The sequence below is a fragment of the Epilithonimonas tenax DSM 16811 genome (genome assembly GCF_000428485.1).
Lineage (GTDB): Bacteria > Bacteroidota > Bacteroidia > Flavobacteriales > Weeksellaceae > Epilithonimonas > Epilithonimonas tenax.
In genome coordinates, this window is sequence record NZ_AUAA01000001.1 from 1 (window position 1) to 21,296 (window position 21,296).

General features: G+C 39.2%; 17 protein-coding genes. 1 reads left to right on the forward strand and 16 read right to left on the reverse strand.

Annotation, left to right across the window (positions count from 1 at the left end; genetic code table 11):
* The 12 genes from F564_RS0100005 to F564_RS0100070 form a co-directional block, all read right to left on the reverse strand.
* Positions 1–236, reverse strand: a 236-nt coding sequence (locus tag F564_RS0100005) for an ISAon1 family transposase N-terminal region protein (protein ID WP_028120775.1), incomplete at its 3' end; no start/stop codon positions are given.
* A gap of 212 nt (positions 237–448) precedes the next feature.
* Entirely contained in the window at positions 449–1,249 is an 801-nt protein-coding gene (locus tag F564_RS0100010) for a Cof-type HAD-IIB family hydrolase (protein ID WP_034980346.1), read from the reverse strand.
* Between the two features lie 69 nt (positions 1,250–1,318).
* A complete protein-coding gene (locus tag F564_RS0100015; RefSeq protein WP_051259501.1) occupies positions 1,319–2,392 on the reverse strand; it encodes a UDP-glucose--hexose-1-phosphate uridylyltransferase in 1,074 nt (357 codons plus the stop codon).
* Positions 2,352–3,539: a galactokinase gene (galK, locus tag F564_RS0100020; protein WP_028120778.1), complete on the reverse strand. Its 1,188-nt coding sequence runs from the start codon at positions 3,537–3,539 to the stop codon at positions 2,352–2,354. Before galK ends, F564_RS0100015 begins: the two co-directional genes overlap by 41 nt.
* A 113-nt stretch (positions 3,540–3,652) precedes the next feature.
* Positions 3,653–4,606: a transketolase family protein gene (locus F564_RS0100030; protein WP_028120779.1), complete on the reverse strand. Its 954-nt coding sequence runs from the start codon at positions 4,604–4,606 to the stop codon at positions 3,653–3,655.
* A 335-nt stretch (positions 4,607–4,941) separates the two neighbouring features.
* Positions 4,942–5,790, reverse strand: a complete 849-nt coding sequence (locus tag F564_RS0100040) for a transketolase (protein ID WP_028120780.1) — start codon at positions 5,788–5,790, stop codon at positions 4,942–4,944.
* Between the two features lie 3 nt (positions 5,791–5,793).
* The gene (gene fsa, locus F564_RS0100045) at positions 5,794–6,447 is read right to left on the reverse strand and encodes a fructose-6-phosphate aldolase (RefSeq protein WP_028120781.1); all 654 of its coding nucleotides are present in this window, start codon (positions 6,445–6,447) and stop codon (positions 5,794–5,796) included.
* A gap of 47 nt (positions 6,448–6,494) precedes the next feature.
* A complete protein-coding gene (locus tag F564_RS0100050) occupies positions 6,495–8,528 on the reverse strand; it encodes an alpha-glucuronidase (RefSeq protein ID WP_028120782.1) in 2,034 nt (677 codons plus the stop codon).
* 134 nt (positions 8,529–8,662) lie between these two features.
* Positions 8,663–9,628, reverse strand: coding sequence for a glycoside hydrolase family 43 protein (locus tag F564_RS0100055; protein WP_028120783.1), 966 nt, complete (start codon positions 9,626–9,628; stop codon positions 8,663–8,665).
* A gap of 35 nt (positions 9,629–9,663) precedes the next feature.
* Positions 9,664–10,785: an endo-1,4-beta-xylanase gene (locus F564_RS0100060; RefSeq protein ID WP_028120784.1), complete on the reverse strand. Its 1,122-nt coding sequence runs from the start codon at positions 10,783–10,785 to the stop codon at positions 9,664–9,666.
* 253 nt (positions 10,786–11,038) lie between these two features.
* Positions 11,039–12,493, reverse strand: a complete 1,455-nt coding sequence (locus F564_RS0100065; RefSeq protein ID WP_028120785.1) for an MFS transporter — start codon at positions 12,491–12,493, stop codon at positions 11,039–11,041.
* Positions 12,494–12,575: 82 nt separating this feature from the next.
* Positions 12,576–14,486 carry a sialate O-acetylesterase gene (locus F564_RS0100070; protein WP_028120786.1) on the reverse strand — a complete coding sequence of 637 codons (1,911 nt, stop codon included), beginning with the start codon at positions 14,484–14,486 and terminating at the stop codon, positions 12,576–12,578.
* Positions 14,487–15,315: 829 nt separating this feature from the next.
* Between F564_RS0100070 and F564_RS0100075 the strand changes: the two genes are divergently transcribed.
* Positions 15,316–16,002, forward strand: a complete 687-nt coding sequence (locus F564_RS0100075) for an NUDIX hydrolase (RefSeq protein WP_028120787.1) — start codon at positions 15,316–15,318, stop codon at positions 16,000–16,002.
* Between the two features lie 46 nt (positions 16,003–16,048).
* On the opposite strand, the gene F564_RS0100080 is transcribed toward F564_RS0100075, so the two are convergent.
* The 4 genes from F564_RS0100080 to F564_RS0100095 form a co-directional block, all read right to left on the reverse strand.
* Complete coding sequence (locus F564_RS0100080) at positions 16,049–17,776, reverse strand: sodium:solute symporter family transporter (protein WP_028120788.1); 1,728 nt, start codon at positions 17,774–17,776, stop codon at positions 16,049–16,051.
* Between the two features lie 3 nt (positions 17,777–17,779).
* Entirely contained in the window at positions 17,780–18,862 is a 1,083-nt protein-coding gene (locus F564_RS18450; RefSeq protein ID WP_228373815.1) for an aldose epimerase family protein, read from the reverse strand.
* 97 nt (positions 18,863–18,959) lie between these two features.
* On the reverse strand, positions 18,960–20,456 hold the full coding sequence (araA, locus tag F564_RS0100090) for an L-arabinose isomerase (RefSeq protein ID WP_028120789.1): 1,497 nt from the start codon (positions 20,454–20,456) through the stop codon (positions 18,960–18,962).
* Between the two features lie 90 nt (positions 20,457–20,546).
* Positions 20,547–21,245, reverse strand: coding sequence for an L-ribulose-5-phosphate 4-epimerase (locus tag F564_RS0100095; protein ID WP_028120790.1), 699 nt, complete (start codon positions 21,243–21,245; stop codon positions 20,547–20,549).
* Between the last annotated feature and the right edge of the window lie 51 nt (positions 21,246–21,296).

The window sequence follows — 21,296 nt, forward strand, 5'->3', positions numbered from 1 at the left end:
CTGCGTTTGATGTGGAGTTTTACTGTTTTTCCACGCAGAGGAAAATCATCAACGGTTATTTCCGGAACAAAACCTTTTGACTGTAATAGCAGAGAAGAAAACTCTTTCGGAGCAGTATTTTTCTCTTCAAAATAGATGTGCAGGATTTGGTTTTCTTCTTCAAATTTTACAATCTCAAAATACTCAATGAGAAGTTCCGGTAAAAATAATTTAAGGAGTTCGACATCATTTAACATCCTTCAAAATTATTAATTTTTATCTTTCTCCCCAAGTTTTGGAATTGATCCCATAAAATACAGCAAAACATTAGCTCCAATAATATTGGAAAATCTATTTTTCATCATTTTGTTCTTGAGTCAATTTGCTTTCCCCATTTCCTCATAATCGTCAACTGTCAAAATATTTTTTTGACGGGATACCTTGAACTAAAATTGTAACGCCATCGTTGTCATTTTGATTTTAAATACTCGTTTATGATTTCCACCACACCAAAGTCATTATTGGAAGGAGCAGAAAAAGATGCCACCTCTTTCACAGAAGAATGTGCGTTCTCCATCGCATAAGAATACTTTGATTTTTCAAGCATTGTGATATCATTCATGTAATCACCGAATACCATCGTTTCCGAGGGCAAAATATTCATTTTTTTCTGGATGATTTCTAGTGCTTTTCCTTTGTTGATGTTTCGGTTCATGATATCAACCCAATATTGCCCGGAAACTACGACTTCAAGATTTTTATTTTTAAAATGTTTGAGATAAGGAAAAAGGTTTTCTTCGGAACCTTCCGGATGATAGATTGCAATTTTAAATACGTTATCATCCACCTCTTCTGTTAAGTCGTCTATTTTCTGATTTTCTGTATAATATCTGGTAAAATAATTGATGAATTTTTCATCGTCACTTTCGTAATAGGCTTTTTTCTTTGCAGACAGTACCGCTCTTGCGCCAGGAATTTCCCTAATAGTTTGGATGATTTCCTGTACGAATGAATTTTCTAATTCGTCAGCAAAAAGCTCCTCATCTTTATAAATGACATAAGCACCATTTTCCGCAATGAACCCGATTTCGTTTTCTATTGCTTTAAAATAGTGCGTAATTCCCGGCATCTGTCTGCCACTGGCAGGAATGAAAAGGATATTTCTTTTCTTTAGCTCTTCATAAATAGCAGGAAAATCCGGACTGACTTCATAATTTGAATTAAGAAAAGTACCATCCATATCTGTGACAATCAGTTTAATATCTGTCATAAGTATCTTGTAAAAAAGACTAAACGAATCTTTTTGATTTAATTAAAATTAAAATTTGCTGTTTAAATATTATTGGTTTTTATAATGTGTAAGCGGAACATTTTTCAATATTTCTGCACTTTGTTCCGGTGTAATATCCCGTTGCGGTTCTGCTAACATTTCATAGCCTACCATAAATTTTTTCACTTCAGCATTACGCAGCAATGGCGGATAAAAATGCATATGAAAATGCCATTGCGGATGTGGTTTTCCATCGGTCGGCGATTGGTGAATCCCTGCTGAATATGGAAACGAAATCTCAAAAAGATTGTCGTATTTTGTGGTTAAATCCTTTATTATCCCTGCCAAAGAAAGCTTTTCCGAGTCAGAAAATTCTAAAATATTTTCAGCGTTTTTTTTACTGACAATCATGGTCTCGTACGGCCAGACTGCCCAAAACGGAACCAATGCGACAAAATCTTCATTTTCCAGAATGATTCTTTCGTTGATTTCCAACTCTTTTTTTACATAATCTTTGAGAAGAGAAGTTCCATTTTTTTCAAAATATGCCGTGAGATTTCCTTGCTTTCGCAAAACGGTTGACGGAATCGAAGATTGCGCCCAGATTTGTCCGTGCGGATGCGGATTGCTGCAACCCATCACACTTCCTTTATTTTCAAAAATCTGTACGTGATTGATGTACTCCAGATTTCCCAACTCTTCGTACTGCTTTTGCCAAACATCTACCACTTTTTTGATGTCATCTTGTTCCATTTCCGGTAAAGTAAGGTTGTGATTTTCCGAAAAACAAATGACTCTATTGATGCCACGTTCCGGTTTTAATGAAAAAAAATCTGACTGTTTATCAGAGAATTCAACCTCATTTTTCATCAAAGAACCAAAATCGTTTTCAAAAACAAAAACACCTTTATAATCGGGATTTATTTCCCCATTGGCTCGTACATTTCCGGAACATAAATAACAGTTTAGGTCGTGAGCGGGAAGTTGGTCTTCGGTCACTTTTTCTGTTTGTCCCTGCCAAGGTCGGTTGGCTCTTTGCGGAGATACCAGAAGCCACTCATCCAAAAGCGGATTGTATCTTCTGTGAGGATGCTGCTTCTGATTAAACGACAAATTCATTTCTTTTGTATTCTCTAATTCCATCCGATATTTTTACACGGTACACTTTCATTTCGATAGCAAAATCTGCTTTGTATTTTGCGGTGATGTTTTCAATCACATCATTCACATTTTCATCTTTAATAAGATTGATGCTGCATCCGCCGAAACCACCGCCCATAATCCTTGCACCCAAAACGCCGTTTTCCTTTAAAGTTTCTTCCACCATAAAATCAAGTTCATCGCAGCTCACTTCAAATTCTGTTGAAAGTCCGGAATGCGTTTCGATCATCAGCTGTCCCAAGTATTGCACATCACCTTCTGATAAAGCTTTGGCAGCTTTTTCAACCCTATTGATTTCCTTGAGAAGATACAGACATCTTTTGTAAGACGTCTCTCCCATTTCCGCTCTCACTTCATCCAGCATTGAAAAGCTAAAATCTCGGAATTTTTCTATGTCAGGAAACTTTTCCCACAACACTTTCTTTCCGTTATCAACATCATTTCTCCTGTCGTTGTAGCCAGAAGTCAGATGTGTATGTTTTACGCAACTATCGAAAAGCAACAGACTGCAACCGTCTATATGGGCTTCAAAATATTGATGTTCCAGAGAATTGCAGTCCAGCAAGATGACTTGGCGTTCTTTGCCGAAAACGGATGCGAACTGATCCATAATGCCGCACTTGACGCCAACAAAGGTGTGTTCGGATTTCTGACCAATCAGTGCCAATTCTTTTTTGGTTAAATCCAAATCAAAAATGTGGTTGAGAATATAGGCAAATCCGCATTCCAAAGCTGCCGAAGACGACAAGCCGGAACCCATCGGAATCGTACTGCTGAAAGCGATCTCCAAACCGCCAATCTTTTTTCCTCTTTCCTGAATAGCATTGAAAACACCCAGCAAATAATTGACCCAAGTCTGTGAAACCGGAGTTTGTTTTTGAGTAACATTAAAACTAAAAGAATCATCAAAGTCTTTCGCAAAAAAAGTACAAATTTCTGAGTCATCCACTTTTTTCACTGCAAAGCAAATATGTTTGTCGATGGCGGCAGGAAGCACAAAACCATCGCTGTAATCGACGTGTTCGCCCATCATATTAATTCTTCCCGGCGCCAGAAAAAAATGTTTCGGTTCTGCATTATATTTTGATTGAAACGCCTCTTTGGTACGATTGATTAACTTCTCCTGCATAGATGACTGCAATTTATGATTTTAAATCTTTTTTGCCAGGAATGCACAAAAATTTTTTTAGAAAAAATATCAAATTTCATTCGTGAATTCGTGGCAGATTTTAAATCCAGCAATTACTTCCTTTTCATTACTTTTTTTGCAGCCTCAATGATGTCATTGGCAGTCAATCCGTATTTTTCCATCAGTTGATCGGGTGTTCCGCTTTCTCCGAAACTATCGTTTACGGCAACATATTCCTGAGGCGCAAGATATTCTGTAATCAAAAGTTGAGCAACGCTGTCTCCTAAACCTCCTAATCTGTTGTGTTCTTCTGCAGTTACCACGCAACCCGTTTTCTTTACAGATTTTAAAATCGCTTCACCATCCAAAGGTTTAATGGTGTGAATGTTGATAATTTCTGCATCAATTCCTTGTTCTTCTAAGATTTCTCCGGCTTTTATTGCTTCCCAAACCAAATGTCCGGTGGCAATAATCGTTACATCTTTTCCTTCATTCACCATCCAGGCTTTCCCGATTTCAAAAGTTTGATTTTCATCCGTAAAAACAGGAATCACAGGTCTGCCGAAACGCAGATAAACAGGACCTTCGTAATCTGCAATAGCAATCGTTGCCGCTTTGGTCTGATTGTAATCACAAGTGTTGATAACGGTCATTCCTGGAAGCATTTTCATCAAGCCAATATCTTCCAAAATCTGATGTGTTGCACCATCTTCACCTAAAGTCAGTCCCGCGTGGGAAGCGCATATTTTCACGTTTTTATCAGAATATGCCACCGACTGACGGATCTGGTCGTACACTCTTCCGGTAGAAAAGTTGGCGAAAGTTCCCGTAAACGGAATTTTTCCTTCGATGGCCAAACCTGCGGCGATGCCCATCATATTGGCTTCTGCAATCCCAATCTGGAAAAAACGTTCCGGTGCTTTTTCGATGAATTTTTCCATTTTCAAAGAGCCGATAAGGTCGGCGCAAAGTGCTACGACATCAGGATTTTTGTCTGCCAATTGGGCCAATCCGGCTCCGAAACCGCTTCGGGTATCTTTTTTTTCTGTGTAGGTGTATTTTTTCATGTGATTAATCTGTTGATATTTGTTTTAAACGCCAAGAGCGCAAAGATTTTTTTAACTTATTGGGAAAAATTTTCAGTCGCAAAGGCGTTTGACTTCGCCGAATCTTCGGTTTTGCTCAGCAAAGGAATTTAATCATTAGATTTTTAGATATTTTTTTAACAGCGAATTGCTCGCAGCCCGACCTGAGTGGAGCTCTTTTTCTGTTATTGCGATGGTCTAAAAGTTCTACGGGTTGCTTCAAGTGGTTCGCAATGACAGAAAAAAGCGGGAACGGAGGGCGGAAATAGCTGCCCAAACCTAATGTAGTGGTTCGGCGTAGTCAAATTATTTAATGCCTAATAATCGCCTAAAGTTTCTTCGAGTTGGTTTAATGCTTTTGCTAACTGGTCGTCGTTAGGTGCTTTTCCGTGCCAGGCGTGGCTTCCCATCATATAATCGACACCGTAGCCCATTCCGGTTTTCAGGAGAATACAAATTGGCTGACCTTGTCCGGTTAATGATTTTGCTTCGTCCAGAACTTTGAGAATTTCTTCTATATCGTTTCCGTTTTCTACTTCCAGAACTTTCCAGTCGAAGGCTTCGAATTTGGTTTTAAGATTTCCTAAAGTAAGGACTTTTGAAGTTGGACCATCAATCTGCTGACCGTTGTAATCTATGGTTGCAATGAGATTATCCACCTTATTGTGAGAGGCATACATGATGGCTTCCCAGTTTTGCCCTTCCTGCAATTCGCCGTCGCCGTGAAGACTGAAAATGAGATTCTCATCTTTATCCAGTTTTTTACCAATTGCGTGACCAATGGCTACAGATAAGCCCTGACCAAGTGAGCCCGATGCAATCCGGATTCCCGGAAGACCCTCGTGTGTGGTTGGATGGCCTTGCAATCTGGAATTCAGTTTTCTGAAAGTCACCAATTCTGATTTATCAAAATAACCTGCGTGTGCCAAAACACTGTAAAAAACAGGCGAAATATGACCGTTGGAAAGATAAAAAGCATCTTCACCTTTGGCCTTCATATCAAATCCTTCTTTTCTTTTCATCACATCAAAATAGAGAGCGACCAAAAAATCTGCACAACCAAGCGAACCGCCGGGATGACCTGATTGGCAGGCGTGAACCATTCTTACAACATCTCTTCTTACCTGAGAAGCGATATGATTAAGTTTTGAAATATCGTGTTCCATCAATTATTTCATTTTTTGTGAATCTTTGATGAACTGCTCCAATCCTGAGTCTGTCAAAGGATGTTTCAATAACGAAAGAATCGGCTGAATTGGGCAAGTTACCACATCGGCACCGATTTTTGCGCAGTTGATGATGTGCATACTATGTCTTACCGATGCTGCCAAAATTTCGGTTTCGAAGCCGTAATTATCGAAAATAAGACGGATTTCTTCAATAAGATTTAAACTGTCTGTCGAAATATCATCCAATCTTCCCAAAAACGGAGAGACGTAACTCGCACCCGCTTTTGCCGCCAAAAGAGCTTGTCCGGCTGAAAAAATAAGGGTACAATTGGTTTTGATGCCTTTATTAGAAAAATATTTGAGCGCTTTCACGCCGTCTTTTATCATTGGGATTTTCACGACAATATTGGGATGAATCGCTGCAAGGATTTCACCTTCTGCAATCATTTCTTCGTAAGTTGTGGACAGGACTTCCGCAGAAATAGCACCATCAACAATTTCGCAAATATCTTTGTAATGTTGCAAAATCGCTTCTGTTCCGCTGATGCCTTCTTTTGCCATCAAGGATGGATTGGTTGTAACGCCATCCAGAATTCCGAGGTCGTTAGCCTCCCTGATTTGCTCTAAGTTGGCTGTGTCAATAAAAAATTTCATTTAAGTTTAGGTTTTAATATTTATTTAATTTTTCTTCGAGAAATCTATTAATTATGGTGTCCCATATTCAGTTTTATTTTCTTTAGGTTTTCCAAATTGTGAACAGGTTTTTCAATATTATTTGGAATTGCTTGTTTTGAAAATGTTTGGAAATACAGCAGACAGGCATCTTTCCACCAGACGGCATCTTTTTCTTGGATCTCCAATTTTAACTTGATAGATTTGAATCGCTCATCATCTACATAAGTTTGCAGCTTATCCCAGTTTTTCTGGTAATCCCGAACGTTTTTCACACCTATGTCATATTTAAAACACAATTCTTCCCATAGCGTTTTTCCGTCTTTCATTTTGAAATTCCACGGCACGTGGTGAAACCATAGAATCAAATTTTCTGGCGTTGTTTGGATGTTTCCGTAAGTTTCATTTAATGGGGGAAAATAGAGCGAAACGGCATTACTTCCTGTCTTGGTTCTGTCAAACCCTACTCCATTAGCATCCGCTTTGTGGTAATAAACTGGTGACCAGTCTGGTCTGCCGTTTTTGTAGTCGCCCCAAGGTTCCGGACCATAATGGTGTCCTGAAGCAAAAATGTGGTGAAGCCCCAAAGGCATCATATAATCCACAGCTGTTTCTCGTGAAGAAAGCATTAATTTTTTAACCGGTGTTACGAAATCCTGTTGATTTGTAAAAGTCATTTTGATCCATTCATCTGCAATCTGTTCGGAAGACAAATCGTGGTTCCAGGCCAGACGTCCGAAAGCATACCAATTGGCTTGAGCGAAATGATGTCCCGTCCAATTGGTATCTTCCCCAATATTGGCTACGCCTGCAATGGCAGTGATTTTATTTTTAATCAATGTTCCATCGGTGATTTTTGCAATCGTAGAACCTTGGCCTAGTGCATGCGTATCACTGTCAAGATTTTCTTTAAATAATGGCGCCAAGAACACCAGATGATTTGAGAACCCTAGATATTCTTGAGTGATTTGAAACTCCACCATCTCGGGTGTTTTCTTCAAAGCTCCAAATAATGGATTAAAAGCTTCTCTGGGCTGGAAATCTATGGGCCCATTTTTGATCTGGATGATGACGTTATCACGGAATTTGCCATCTAACGGAACAAACTCCAAATATGCTTGCTTAGCACGATCCTCATTACTCGGACTGTAAACAAAAGCACGCCACATCACGATGCCGTTATACGGTTTCAAAGCATCTGCCATCATATTGGCACCATCTGCGTGGGTTCTGCCGTAGTCCTGTGGACCGGGTTGACCTTCGGAATTGGCTTTTACCAAAAATCCTCCAAAATCTGGAATCCGTTTATAAATTTCAGATGCCTTATTTTTCCACCATTTTTGAACATTTTTATTCAATGGGTCAGAATTTTCTAACCCATCTAAAACTTTGGGTGATGAGAAATTCACAGCAAGATAAACTTTGATTCCGTAAGGGCGAAAAATATCTGCCAAAGCTTTCACTTTTTCCAAGTAATCTTTTCTAAGCATATTGGGAGACGCATTCACGTTGTTGAGCACCACAGAATTAATTCCTATGGAAGCATTGGCTCTTGCATATTCTTTGTATCTCGGTGAAATTGTATTGGGCAAATCTTCCCATTTCCAAAGTGAATGCCCGGCATAACCGCGCTCGATGGTTCCGTCCAGATTATCCCAATGGTTGAGAATTCTGACGTCGTAGGAAGGTTTTTCGGTAATATTGAGATTTGTTATTGATGAATGGGTTTGCTGCAAACGCAAAAGATGATAGACACCGTAAAGCAAACCGATTTCTTTTTCCGCAGCAATAATAATTTTACCTGAACTCGATTTGATTGTATAACCGTCTTTCAGATTTTTTAATGATTTCTCGGTTCGAAGTTCAATTTCCTGACCTTGCCAATGATTCATCAGTTCTTTTTTGGCAATATTCAGAGTCGGATTGTTCCCTTTGGAAATCATTTTATCTGCCGAAATCCCATGCTTTGCCGGAAACCGAAGCCACAATTGGCTACCGTCTTCTGCAAAAGTTGTGAGTGGAATCATTAGAAATAATAGAACATAAAGTCGGAAATTTTTCATTGAAAACTTTTTTCTATAGGTTGTACCTACATTTATGGATATTGAACCCTTCGGGTTCGGTTGATTCTCTTACATACTCCATAGGATTCACCTATGGCTATTATTTATTGAACTCTTCGGGTTCTGAGGGATTTTTATTCTAACCCTTCTATGGTTTTTATCTTCCCGTTTTCATCGTATTCCATTTCCACCACTTTCATACTTCTGAGCCATGTCTTGCCTTCACTTGGGACAGAATCGTGGAAGAACAGATACCATTTCCCTTTGAATTCTGCGATGCTGTGGTGCGTTGTCCATCCTACAACAGGCGTCAAAATCTCACCTTGGAAAGTAAAAGGGCCGTAAGGACTGTCTCCTGTTGCGTAGCAAAGCAAATGCGTGTCTCCGGTAGAATAAGAAAAATAATATTTGCCGTTGTACTTGTGCATCCAAGACGCTTCGAAGAAACGGTGTTTATTGCCGTGAAGCAAAGGATTTCCGTTTTCGTCGAGAATCAGAACGTCCTTTGGTTCTTCTCCAAACTCCAGCATATCCTCGCTTAATATTGCAACTTTTGAAGGAATTGCCGGCTCATCATCATTAGGAAGAATTGCAGATTCCAATGCTTTATTATTTCTGTAACGTTGCAGCTGTCCGCCCCAGATTCCTCCGAAATACATATAATGTTTGCCATCTTCTTCGAAAATACAAGGATCAATGCTGTAGCTTCCCAACATTGGATGTTTCTCGGGTACAAATGGCCCGTAAGGTTTATCGCTTACCGCAACGCCAATTCTGAAGATGTCATTTTTATCTTTTAAAGGAAAATACATATAATATTTGCCATTTTTGAAAGCCACATCGCAATCCCAAAGTTGTCTTCCCGACCAAGGAATATCTCGTACAGAAAGGACAACACCGTGATCTGTAATTTCAGCCTTTTCAACATCATCAAGAGAGAAAACGTGGTAATCATTCATATCAAAATGGTCGCCGTTATCATTTTCTTCGATGCCACTTTCGCGGTCGTGAGATGGGTAAATGTAAATTTTGCCTTCAAAAACGTGAACAGAAGGATCTGCCATGTAATCACTTGGAAATAGATATTTTGCTTGTTTCATTGCTTTATTTAGAAGTTAGATTTTAGATGTTAGACTTATTTTTCTTTTGTTAATTGAATGATTTTTTCTACCACAGGTTTTGCCTGATTATGCCGGTCGAAAAGCAACGGATAATCGGTTCTGCCTTTGACTGGGAAATCGTTTTTCCAGGATTGGGAATCGGTCGTTCCCCACAAGGTTACTCTTCGGATTTTATCCTGATGTTTCAGGAATACGCGGAAAAAAGCCAGATAACGGTTTTCCCATTCTGCTTTTACATTTTCGGGAAGTCCTGTTGTGTAGGGATTCATTTTTGCCTGATATTCTACAGTATCTGAGACATTGGCAGAAGTTCCCCAAGGTGACGGAAGTGCGCTGATTTCCATTTCGGTCACATTGATTTTTACACCGTTTGCTGCGTAGTCAAGAATTGCTTTTTCATATTCTGCAATTGAAGGTGTGTCGAGACCAACGTGGGTCTGCATTCCTACTCCATCGATGCGGATTTTTCTGGATTTCAGGTTTTGAACCATTCTGTTTACGGTTTTAACTTTTGCTGGAAACCATTCGTTGTAATCATTGTAATACAATTCTGCATTGGGGTCAGCTTCCTGCGCATACTGAAATGCTAATGGAATAAATTCTTCGCCCAAAATTTCGTAAAACTTAGATTTTCTGTAAGTTCCATCTTCCATAATAGCTTCGTTGACCACATCCCAACCTTTTACTCGACCTTTATATCTTTTAACCACCGTTGTAATGTGATTTTTCATTCTTTGTTTTAAGACTTCGGCAGAGACATCTTTTCCATCTTTATCTACGAAAAACCATTTTGGTAATTGCGAGTGCCAAATCAAAGTATGGCCGATGATGCACATTTTATTTTTCTCTCCGAAAGCCACAAATTTATCAGCATCATCAAAAAAGAATTTCCCTTCTTCAGGTTGAAGAAACATCGATTTCATACAGTTTTCTGCAACAATGGAACTGAACTGATTTTTAATAATTTCTACAGACTTTACATCAGTTTCGTGAATCTGCGGAAGACTCATCGCTGTTCCGATGTAGAATTTATTTCTGAATGCATTTTTCAGAGAATTGTCTGACGCTGCTGAACTTGCAGTTTTGCAAGAAACGTTCAGGGCTAGAATTCCTAATAATGCGACTATTTTTTTCATTGTTAATTTCTTTTATAATTTATCGTATCCTTAACAGATCGCCTCTACGAGGCTTAATGTTGATGTTTATTATGTGCTATTAACAGATCGCTCCTACGGAGCTCATTTTATGCTGAATCTCGCAGCCCGGCTTGAACGGAAATCCTTTTTTTGCGACTGGAAAAGCTTAGGCAAAAAGATTGACTTCGTCGAACCACTTCGTTAGGTTTGGGAGTGGAAGACGGATAAAGCTGCCCAAATTTCTATTATATTACTAATCTTTCGATTTTCGTCTTTCTTTAAGATCGTGCTCGATTTCTATTTCTTTTTTCTTGTCGATTTCGTAGAACATTAGCAGTCCACACGCTAAAAAGAACGGGATTGACGGGAATACGCTGACCAGCATTTTGGCTCCAGCGGAAACGGTTTCTGGTTGAACCACGCTCACTGCACCTTCTGACGAAATATAACCATACTTTCCAATAATGAATGCCACCAATGAACTTCCGATGCTTAATCCAACTTTCAAACCGACCATCATCGCTGAGAAGATAATGGCAGTTGCACGTCTGTTGTTTTTCCATTCTGAATAATCGGCGACGTCGGCAATCATCGCCCAAAGCAATGGTGTTCCGATTCCGTAAAAGAAACCGTGTAAAATTTGGGACAAGAACATCAATCCAACCGATTTTGGCGGATAAAATATAAATGCCAATACAAATAATGTTGAAATGAACAGTGAAGCGATGAACGCATCTCTTTTGCCATATTTATCTGCAAATTTTTTGGAAAATGTAATCCCGACAATCATCATAATGATTCCGCCAGCGTTGAACAATCCGAAACCTGCAGAACGAGGATCTTCTCCAAAGAAATTCATTCCAATGGAATTGAAGAAATTGGTAATAGGTGATATGAACTGCTGAAGCGAAGTTACGTCTGCATAATTGTTAAAATAATAAACATAGGAACCACCTTTCATTGCCAATGTAATGAAAATCAATGCCGTAACAACTAACATAATGATCCAAGGTTTGTTTTTCTTTAAATCTTTTAAATCAGCACTTAAAGTAGATTCCTGCTCGGGTTTTGGAATGACTCTTTCTTTGGTTGTGAGAAAAGTGATTAATAACATTACCGTTCCGATAATTGCTAACCAAGTCATCACCACCTCGATTCCTGCTGCTTTATCACCTTGTCCCGCAGATAAAATGATGGGTAACATAAATACCTGAACGAAGAATTGCGCAAACATCACAGCCACAAAACGGTAAGAAGAAATACTGTTTCTTTCGCTCATATCGCCTGTAATAACGCCACTCAAAGCAGCATAAGGCAAATTATTGGCTGCATAAAGCAAAAGCAAAAGCGAATAGGTAACTGCCGCATAAATCATTTTTCCTTTGTAAGAAAAATCGGGTGTGCTGAACGCAAAAAGTGCCGCTGCACCCAGTGGAATTGCCGTTAATAAAATCCACGGACGGAACTTCCCCCATTTGCTGCGGGTTCTGTCTGCCAAAGCTCCAACCATCGGATTGAAGACAAAACCAGCCAATAAGCCGACGGTAAGGGTAATGATGGATGCATCTTCTGGTTTTAATCCGTAAATATCGGTGTAAAAATAAGCTAAATACGTTACCAAAGTCTGGAATACCAGATTGGCGGCTAAATCTCCTAAACTGTAGCCGATTTTTTCAACGACAGATATTTTTTGAGATGAGTTGTTCATATGAAATTAGATATTAGATGATAGACAAATAGATGATAGATTAAAATCTTCTGTCTTTATTTTATTCTGTTTAGATTAATAATTATTCTGTAGTAAATGGTGATGCGGGAAGACTGGTTTTGTTTTTCAGATTTCCGTCAGGATTGTCTGCCCAGTCGTATCTTACAGAAACGGGATTTGAAATCGTCTCGTTCCAGACCATAATTTTGTTGCCTTCCATTTTTGCTTTTGCCCACTCGTATTTTCCGTCTTTCCCTTTGATGGCGAAGCCTTTCAGTTCTGAAACTGGTGCAAAATCATCAGTTCCATTTTTAAAGGAAAGAACGATTTTATTTCCTTCTACCTTCATTGATTGATAAACCGGTCCATCGGCGATGATATTTCTCTTATCCGCAACTTTCAGCGCCTGCAAAGCCAATCGTTCTCCCACTGTTTTTTTGTTTAAAGGATGAATGTCATTCCACTCTCCTATATCGATAATTACAGCCAATCCGGTGTTCGGAACTTTCAGAAAAACCTGACGCTGCTGTTCTCTCAGTTCTGCCCAATTGCTTTCAATAGGCTGTGGTTTTGGTTCCATAAAATTGGCTAATTGTACGGTGAAAAAAGGTAAATCTTTCTGGTTCCATTTGTTTCGCCAATCGGTGATCATTGTGGTCAGCAAATCGCCGTATTCTTTTGGTTTTGCGGTGTTGCTTTCGCCTTGATACCAAATGGCGCCTTTGATGCTATAATTGATAAGCGGATTAATCATTGCGTTGTACAATCCTGTCGGTTTCCATCGGATGAAGGTTTGTCCTGGAGCTATTTTTTCCATTTTAGCACCGATTTTATATTTCCATTCGCCTTCCAGATTTATTTTCTGACCGTCAATTTCCAGATAATAAGGTTTGCCGGCGATGAATTGACCTTTTCCGCTACCGTTGGAAATTCTAATCGCAATCACATTTTTTCCTTCCTTTAAAACGCCTTCCGGAATATCGTACCAACGTGGCGGATATTCGTAGGTGACATTGCCTACTTCTACGCCGTTGATGTAAGTGACGTCTGCATCTTTGATTCTTCCTAAATTTAAAAAGGCGGCTTTCCTAGCCTGATTTTTAGTTAAATTCATTTCTTTTCTGAACCAGACAGAACCTTCAAAAGAACCTTCTTCATCTTCCCAAGAACCGGGAATAATCATCGTTTTCCAATCAGAATCATTGCTGTCAAAATTTTCCCAATGCTGGTTTAATCCTATATCGCTTTGGTCGAGTTCTGCATACCACGCTTTGCTCAACGCCTGTTCGCCAGATTCTGTAGATTTTATCAAATCATCATTCTGCCATTTTTTGGCTTCGTCCAAATATTCAGGATATTTTTTCAGACTGTTTTCATCCATCCACGCCTGAATCGGTGAACCTCCCAAACTTGCGTGTATCATTCCAACCGCCACTTTATTATTTTCACTTAATTCTTTAGCAAAAAAATAGGCAACACCCGAAAAATTAAGAATGGTTTGTGGATTTGTCGCTTCCCATTTTCCGCCATCAAGCTCGGTTTGTGGGTTTTTAAAATTATACTTCTGAGGAACGGTGAAAAATCTAATGTTTTGGTTATTCGCATTGTTGATTTCATTGGCATAAAGCGGAGTCAATCTGCGCATCGGCAATTCCATATTCGATTGCCCGGAAGCCAGCCAGACGTCACCAATGAGAATATCTTTTAAGGTAATTTCATTGATGGTCATTGTGTAAGGACCACCGGCTTTCAGTTTTGGAAGTATGATTTTCCAGTTTCCTTTTTGGTCGGCAGCTGTGTTATAATTTTTATTGAGGAATTTCACGACTACTTTTTCTCCGGCATCAGCTTTTCCCCAAACATTCAGTTTTTGGTTACGCTGCAAAACCATTCCGTCTGAAACCAGTGCCGGAAGCGTGATTTTAGCTTCAATGAAAATGCAGACTGTGCAAAGAAGCAAAACCATAACGTTGGTGAAATTTTTCTCGTTCATATTTATTTTAAATATTTAAATCAGTTTTATTTTTGTTTCAATGCAGAGTCCGCACCTATTTTTACACAATTAACGCTTATTAAGATTCCTAAAGACGCTTCGACAAGTTCTGTATCAACGTCAAACCTGGCCAAGCTTATTTTTTTCAATTGCTTCAGGCTTTAGCCCTATCATAAATTTTGGCTGAAGACTTTTTATGTTGATATTTCTTTAAGACGGTCTAAAGCCTGCTCCTATTGATATTTAATCTACAAAAGGCAAGCGAAGTCATTCCCCAAAAAAAGACCAGTGCTTTTTATCCATTAATAAATGTCATTTCTACATTTCTAAAATAAAAGAAAGTATTCAGATGGCAAACAACTTTCCTCGTTTGGAAATAAAAGCCATCGAAAAATCACATGATGACGATGCCGTAAGGCTATAAAAAACCCGACCTTATCATAAAAAACAAGAATAGACAAATAGTGGAATATCAATTCAATAAACTTAATCTCGTCATTATCAAAATACACAGAGTCGCTTTATAAAAAACATTGAAAATTTGACCGTCATACTTATCGTATTTTAAACAATATCCCGCCAGCTAATTTACCCGACATCATCCCTAAAACTTTAACATAATTTTAACATTGCATTCATATGGGATTCATAGCTATTTTGGCAAATCAATTGGTAAAACGATGAAAACAATCCCCCAAATCACTTCTAACACCATCAAATAGTTAAAAAGAAAGGCGACTACGGGAAATCAAGTTTTCAATACACACTTATTCATTATCAGGATAAAAATTTATTTTAAAACAATTAACTTTGTATCAAATCATTTCTGATGGAAGAAAATTATCATTGTTATCCCAAACATCTTGTTGCAGTAGATTGTATTATTTTCGGTTTTGACGGAGAAAATCTGAAAATTCTTCTGGTACAACGAAATTTTGAACCTCAAAAAGGAGAATGGTCACTGATGGGTGGATTCATAGAAAATGAAGAAAGTTCTGACCAGGCCGCAAACCGTGTCCTGAATACCTTGACCGGGCTTGAGGACATCTACCTTGAACAGCTGAAAACCTACACAGATATTGACCGTGAGCCGACTGCCAGAATTATGTCGATTTCCTATTATGCACTGATTAACATTAAGGACAATATTCAGATTAATGAAAAATACAGTGCTAAATGGTTTGACCTCAAAGACCGTCCCGACCTTATTTTTGACCACAATGCAATGGTAAAAGATGCTGTTCTGAGATTGAGAAGAAAGACAACGACAAAACCCATTGGCTTTGAACTCCTGCCTGAAAAAATCACAATGAAAGACCTTCAGAATCTCTATGAAGCTATTTTTGACGAAAAATATGACAAGCGTAATTTTACCAGCAAAATCAATGCATTGGACATCTTGGTTAATACCAATGAGAAAGATATGAGCTCTTCTAAAAAAGGGTCTTTTCTCTACACTTTTGATGAAGAAAAATACAATAAGAAAATTGCGGAAGGTTTTATGTTTAGAATATAAAAAAATAGGATGCCAAAACGACATCCTATTTTTACCAATGATCAAATTACCAGAATCTTACATAAAGAGCAGTAAGCATTAGTAATGTAATCACAATCATCACCAAAGTTCTGTTATCTACTTTGAACATCGTTGCATCAATCGCAAAAGCTTTTGGATTCACTTTCGGACCTGCCAAACTTAGCATCACCATCACAGCCACTGTGATAACGAACGACCATCCCATATTTATCAAAAATGGAATTTCTGTAATGGTTTGAACCACGCCGTTCTCTAGTTTTTCATACGTGAAAGCGGTGTACAACCAAGTTTCTTTCCCGAAAATATCGACTGCGAAACTGTTGAAGAAAATAGCCAGTAAAAAGCCCAGAAGAACGCCCACCAAAGCAGCAGCTCCTGTGGTTCTCTTCCAGAACATTCCCAACAAGAACATTGCAAAAACGCCCGGACTGATAAATCCTGTATATTTCTGAATAAATGTGAAACCACCTTCGCCTCCGATTCCCAAAACATCCGTCCACGTAAATGCCAAAGCGACAGCCATTGCGATGATAATTGCCCAACGCCCCGTTCTCACCATCTGGATTTCGGTCGCATCTGCTTTCAGGTATTTTTTATAAATATCCAAAGTGAAAATGGTAGAAATACTGTTTACTTTTCCCGCCAAAGATGCTACAATTGCTGCCGTAAGTGCTGCTACTGCAAGACCTTTCAGACCGGAAGGTAAAAATCCCAAAATAGCAGAATATGCACCATCCTTCACACCGTTGAAACCAGGCAACTGACCTTTTGTATATAAAACATACGCTGCAATCCCCGGAAGCATTACAATAATCGGCATAAACAACTTCAGAAATCCAGCGAATAAAATTCCGGTTCTTGCGGTCTTCAAATCAGCTCCCAAAGCACGTTGTGTGATGTATTGATTACAACCCCAATAGTTTAAGTTTACAATCCACTGACCGGCAAAATACATCGCTAATCCCGGGAGAACGACATATTTCTGAACACTCAAATTTTCTGGCATTGCCAAAGTAGTAGTTGTTGTGGTCGGCTTATCAAGCATTAAATTAAAATGCTGTGGTGCCTCTTTCATCAAGGTCTGGAAACCTGCGAAAGCATTTCCTACAGCCGCTCCGTTGATTCTCTGGTCAACGATTTGCAAAGCCATATAGACCGTTGCAAAACCTCCGATGATCAAAACGGCAACCTGAATCACATCGGTGTAACCGATTACCTTCATTCCGCCCAAACCAATCAGCAAAGCCATCAGAAGCAATCCAATCATAATGATGTGCAGATGATCTCCGCCCAACAAAGTATCGATTGCCAAAGCGCCGAGATAAAGAATCGAGGTCAGGTTTACAATCACATATAGAAATAGCCAGAAAACCGCCATAATCAATGAAACCGATTTATTATAACGGGTTTCCAGAAACTGCGGCATTGTATAAATTTTATTTTTAAGATAAATCGGAATAAACCAAATCGCAATGATAATCAAAGCAATGGCAGCAATCCATTCGTAAGCTGCAACGGCAATTCCCACGAAGAAACCTTCGCCACTCATCCCGATAAACTGTTCCGCAGAAATATTGGATGCAATCAAACTAGCACCAATCGCCCACCAAGTGAGTGATCCTTCTGCCAGAAAATAATCTTTACTGCCTGTAGATGCGGATTTTTTTCTGTTATAAATCCAAATTCCGTATCCGGCTACCACCACAAAATAAATAAGAAATATGATGATATCAATCGTCGCTAAGTTTCCCATATTTTATTTTTTAACTGAGAATTTATAAATCGTTTTAGTCTGGTATTTTTCGCCAGGCTTCAGTTCTGCTGAAGGGAAAGAAGCCTGATTAGGAGCATCCGGGAAATGTTGCGTTTCTAAACAAAAACCAGTTCTGAATTCATTTTTGCCGCCACTTTTGGTATCGAATTTACCATCCAAGAAATTACCTGAATAAAATTGAACACCAGGCTGATCTGTCAAAACTTCCATTTCTCTTCCCGATTCCGGATGGTATACTTTGGCGATGCTTCTCATTCCGCTTCCGTTCAGTACCCAGTTGTGATCGTAGCCTTTTCCTTTTTTCAATTGGTCATCATTTGCATTAATATCTTTTCCGATTGGTTTTGAAGTGGTAAAATCAAACGGACTTCCTTGTACTGCTTTTTCTTTACCCGTCGGGATCAAGGTTTCATTCACAGGTAAGAATTTGTCTGCATAAATTTGTAATTCGTGATCGGTAATTGTTTTAGAAAAATTTCCTGAAAGATTGAAATACGAATGCTGGGTAAGATTCACAACCGTTGCTTTATCCGTGGTTGCTTCGTAAGAAATCTCCAAGGCATTGTCATCCGTCAAAGTATATAGAACCGTTGTCGTTAATTTCCCTGGATAGCCTTCTTCGCCGTCTGCACTTGTATAAGTCAGTTTCAACGTGGGAGATTTTGCATCTTTTACAGGCTCGATATTCCAGAATTTGGTATGGAAACCTTCTTTTCCGCCGTGAAGCGTGTTGGGTACGTCGTTTTTTTCAATGTCATACGTTTTGCCTTCCAAAGTGAATTTGGCGTTGGCAATTCTGTTTCCGTAACGGCCAATCAAAGCACCGAAATAGTAGGGATTTCCGTTGAAATAATCATCAGGTTTCGTAAAACCTAAAACAACATCTTCGTACTTTCCGTTTTTGTCGGGCGCGGTAAGTGAAGTGATAATGCCTCCAAAATTGATAACGTCTACCTTCATCCCATTTTTGTTGGTCAAGGTATATTTTTGAATGGAATCACCTTTCGCTGTCACTCCGTAGTTTGAAACCTGTATATTTTCCATATTCTTTTTTTTGAATCTCATTACCATTTTCTTTTTTATCACATCCTAAAACACTTAAAAATGCAATAATAATCAAATTATAACTTATTTTTTTCATACTTTAAATGATTTTGCAAGTTTAACGATAATATACTTCATTCCATCGAAGCGTATTCTTAAAATCACGAATTTTTGTATCTTCATCAATAACCAATGATTCTATGCCTGCCATTTCGGCAAAATCTTCCAACTGTTCTGCACTGATGTTCTCGCTGTAACACGTATGATGCGCTCCACCAGCCAAAATCCAAGCTTCCGCAGCAGTGTACAAATCAGGAAGCGGTTTCCATAGAACTCTTGCCACAGGAAGTTTGGGTAATTCTTCGGTGATTTCCAACGCTTTTGTTTTATTAATTAAAAGCCTGAAATGATTTCCAAAATCCATCAGAGCAGCATTTAAAGAATCAATATTTCCTCTGGAATTGAAAACCAAACGTACGGGATCTGCTTTTCCACCAATTCCCAAAGGATGGATCTCGCAAGACGGTTTTCCAACCGCCAAAACAGGATCAACTTCCAGCATATGAGATCCTAAAACCGAAGGATTTGAAGGATTGAAATGATAGGTATAATCTTCCATAAAGGCATTTCCACCTTCCAGACCTTGTCCCATTGTTTTCATCGCACGAACGAGGGCTGTTGTTTTCCAGTCGCCTTCTCCGGCGAAACCATATCCTTTTTCCATCAACCTCTGAACGGCAATTCCAGGAAGCTGATCCAACCCGTGAAGGTCTTCAAAAGTATCTGAGAACCCTTTGAAATTGCCGTCTTTGAGGAATTTTTCTAAACCTAATTCTATCCTGGCAGCGGCCTCAAGCGATTTTCTGTTGCTTCCGCCTGAAAGAAGAGATTCTGCCATTTTGTATGAAGCCTCATACTCTTCCATCAAAGTTTTAACCTCGCCATCGCCAATAGAATTAACAACGTTTACCAAATCCCCGATTCCCCAAGTGTTTACTGAAAATCCGAATTTGGTTTCTGCTTCTACTTTGTCGCCATCTGTCACGGCCACATATCTCATATTATCCCCGAAACGGGCGAATTTTGCACCTTGCCAATCGTCCCAGCCTGCTGCGACGCGGCTCCAATCTCCGATTTGTTTCTGAACTCTTTCGGCTGCCCAATGTCCAACAACCACTTTTCTGTTTTTGCGAAGACGGCTTACCATAAATCCGAATTCACGGTCGCCGTGTGCTGCCTGATTCAGGTTCATAAAATCCATATCCATCGTGGACCACGGGATATCCTGATTGAACTGCGTGTGAAGATGCAGCATTGGTTTTTGCAAAGCCGTCAATCCACGAATCCACATTTTTGCAGGTGAAAAAGTGTGCATCCAGGTTATGATTCCGATACAATCTTTTGCAAAATTGGCAGCTGTAAGGGTTTCGAAAATTTCTTCCGTGGTTTTTACGGTTGGTTTTAAAATAACCCTTACCGGAATAGATGAAGAAGCATTGAGAGCTTCCACGATTTTTTTTGAATTTTCCGCAACCTGAGCCAAGGTTTCAGGTCCGTATAAATGCTGACTTCCGGTGATGAACCAGATTTCTTTTGTATTGAGAGGTGTTAACATATTTTTATAAATGATAAATGATAGATGATAAATTATAACTGATGATTGATTTTTTAAGCCAATTGCTAATCGCCAAAAGCTAAGAGCCATTTACTGTCCGTAATAGGCGTTTTTGCCGTGTTTTCTTTCGTAATGTTTTTTGATGAGTGAATCCTTTAATCGAGGTGCCTCTGGGTTGATTTGTCTTGTGCGATAAGCCATTTCCGCAATCGTTTCCAGAACTTTGCTGTTGTAAACGGCTTTGTCCGCATTTTTACCCCAAGTGAATGGGCCGTGATTTCCGATAAGCACCATTTCCACTTCTTCGTAAGACAACTTTTTTTCTTTGAAGCAATCCAAAATCTGGATTCCTGTGTTGTACTCGTAATTTCCTTCGATCAAATCATCGCACATTGGTGGTGCGCAGGGAATATCTGTCGTAAGATGGTCTGCGTGTGTCGTCCCGAAAATAGGAATATCCATTTGTGCTTGTGCCCAAGCGACCGAATAAATGGCGTGCGTATGGGAAATCCCGCCAATGTTTTCCCAGTTTTTGTAAAGGTAGGCGTGGGTTTTGGTGTCGGAAGAAGGTCTTAGATTTCCTTCAACCACATTGGCATCGAAATCTAAAATCACGATGTCTTCGGGTTTTAAAAGTTCGTAAGGCACACCGCTTGGTTTGATGGCAAAGATTTCTTTTTCACGGTCGACTGCACTGACGTTTCCGAATGTGTAAACAACGAGCTTCAAGGCATCCAACTGCATATTGGCTTCGTAGCATTGTCTCTGGAGTTCTTTGTAGATGCTCATTTTATTATATTTTTTAACGCAAAAGAAGCGCAAAGTTTTTTATTTATTTTT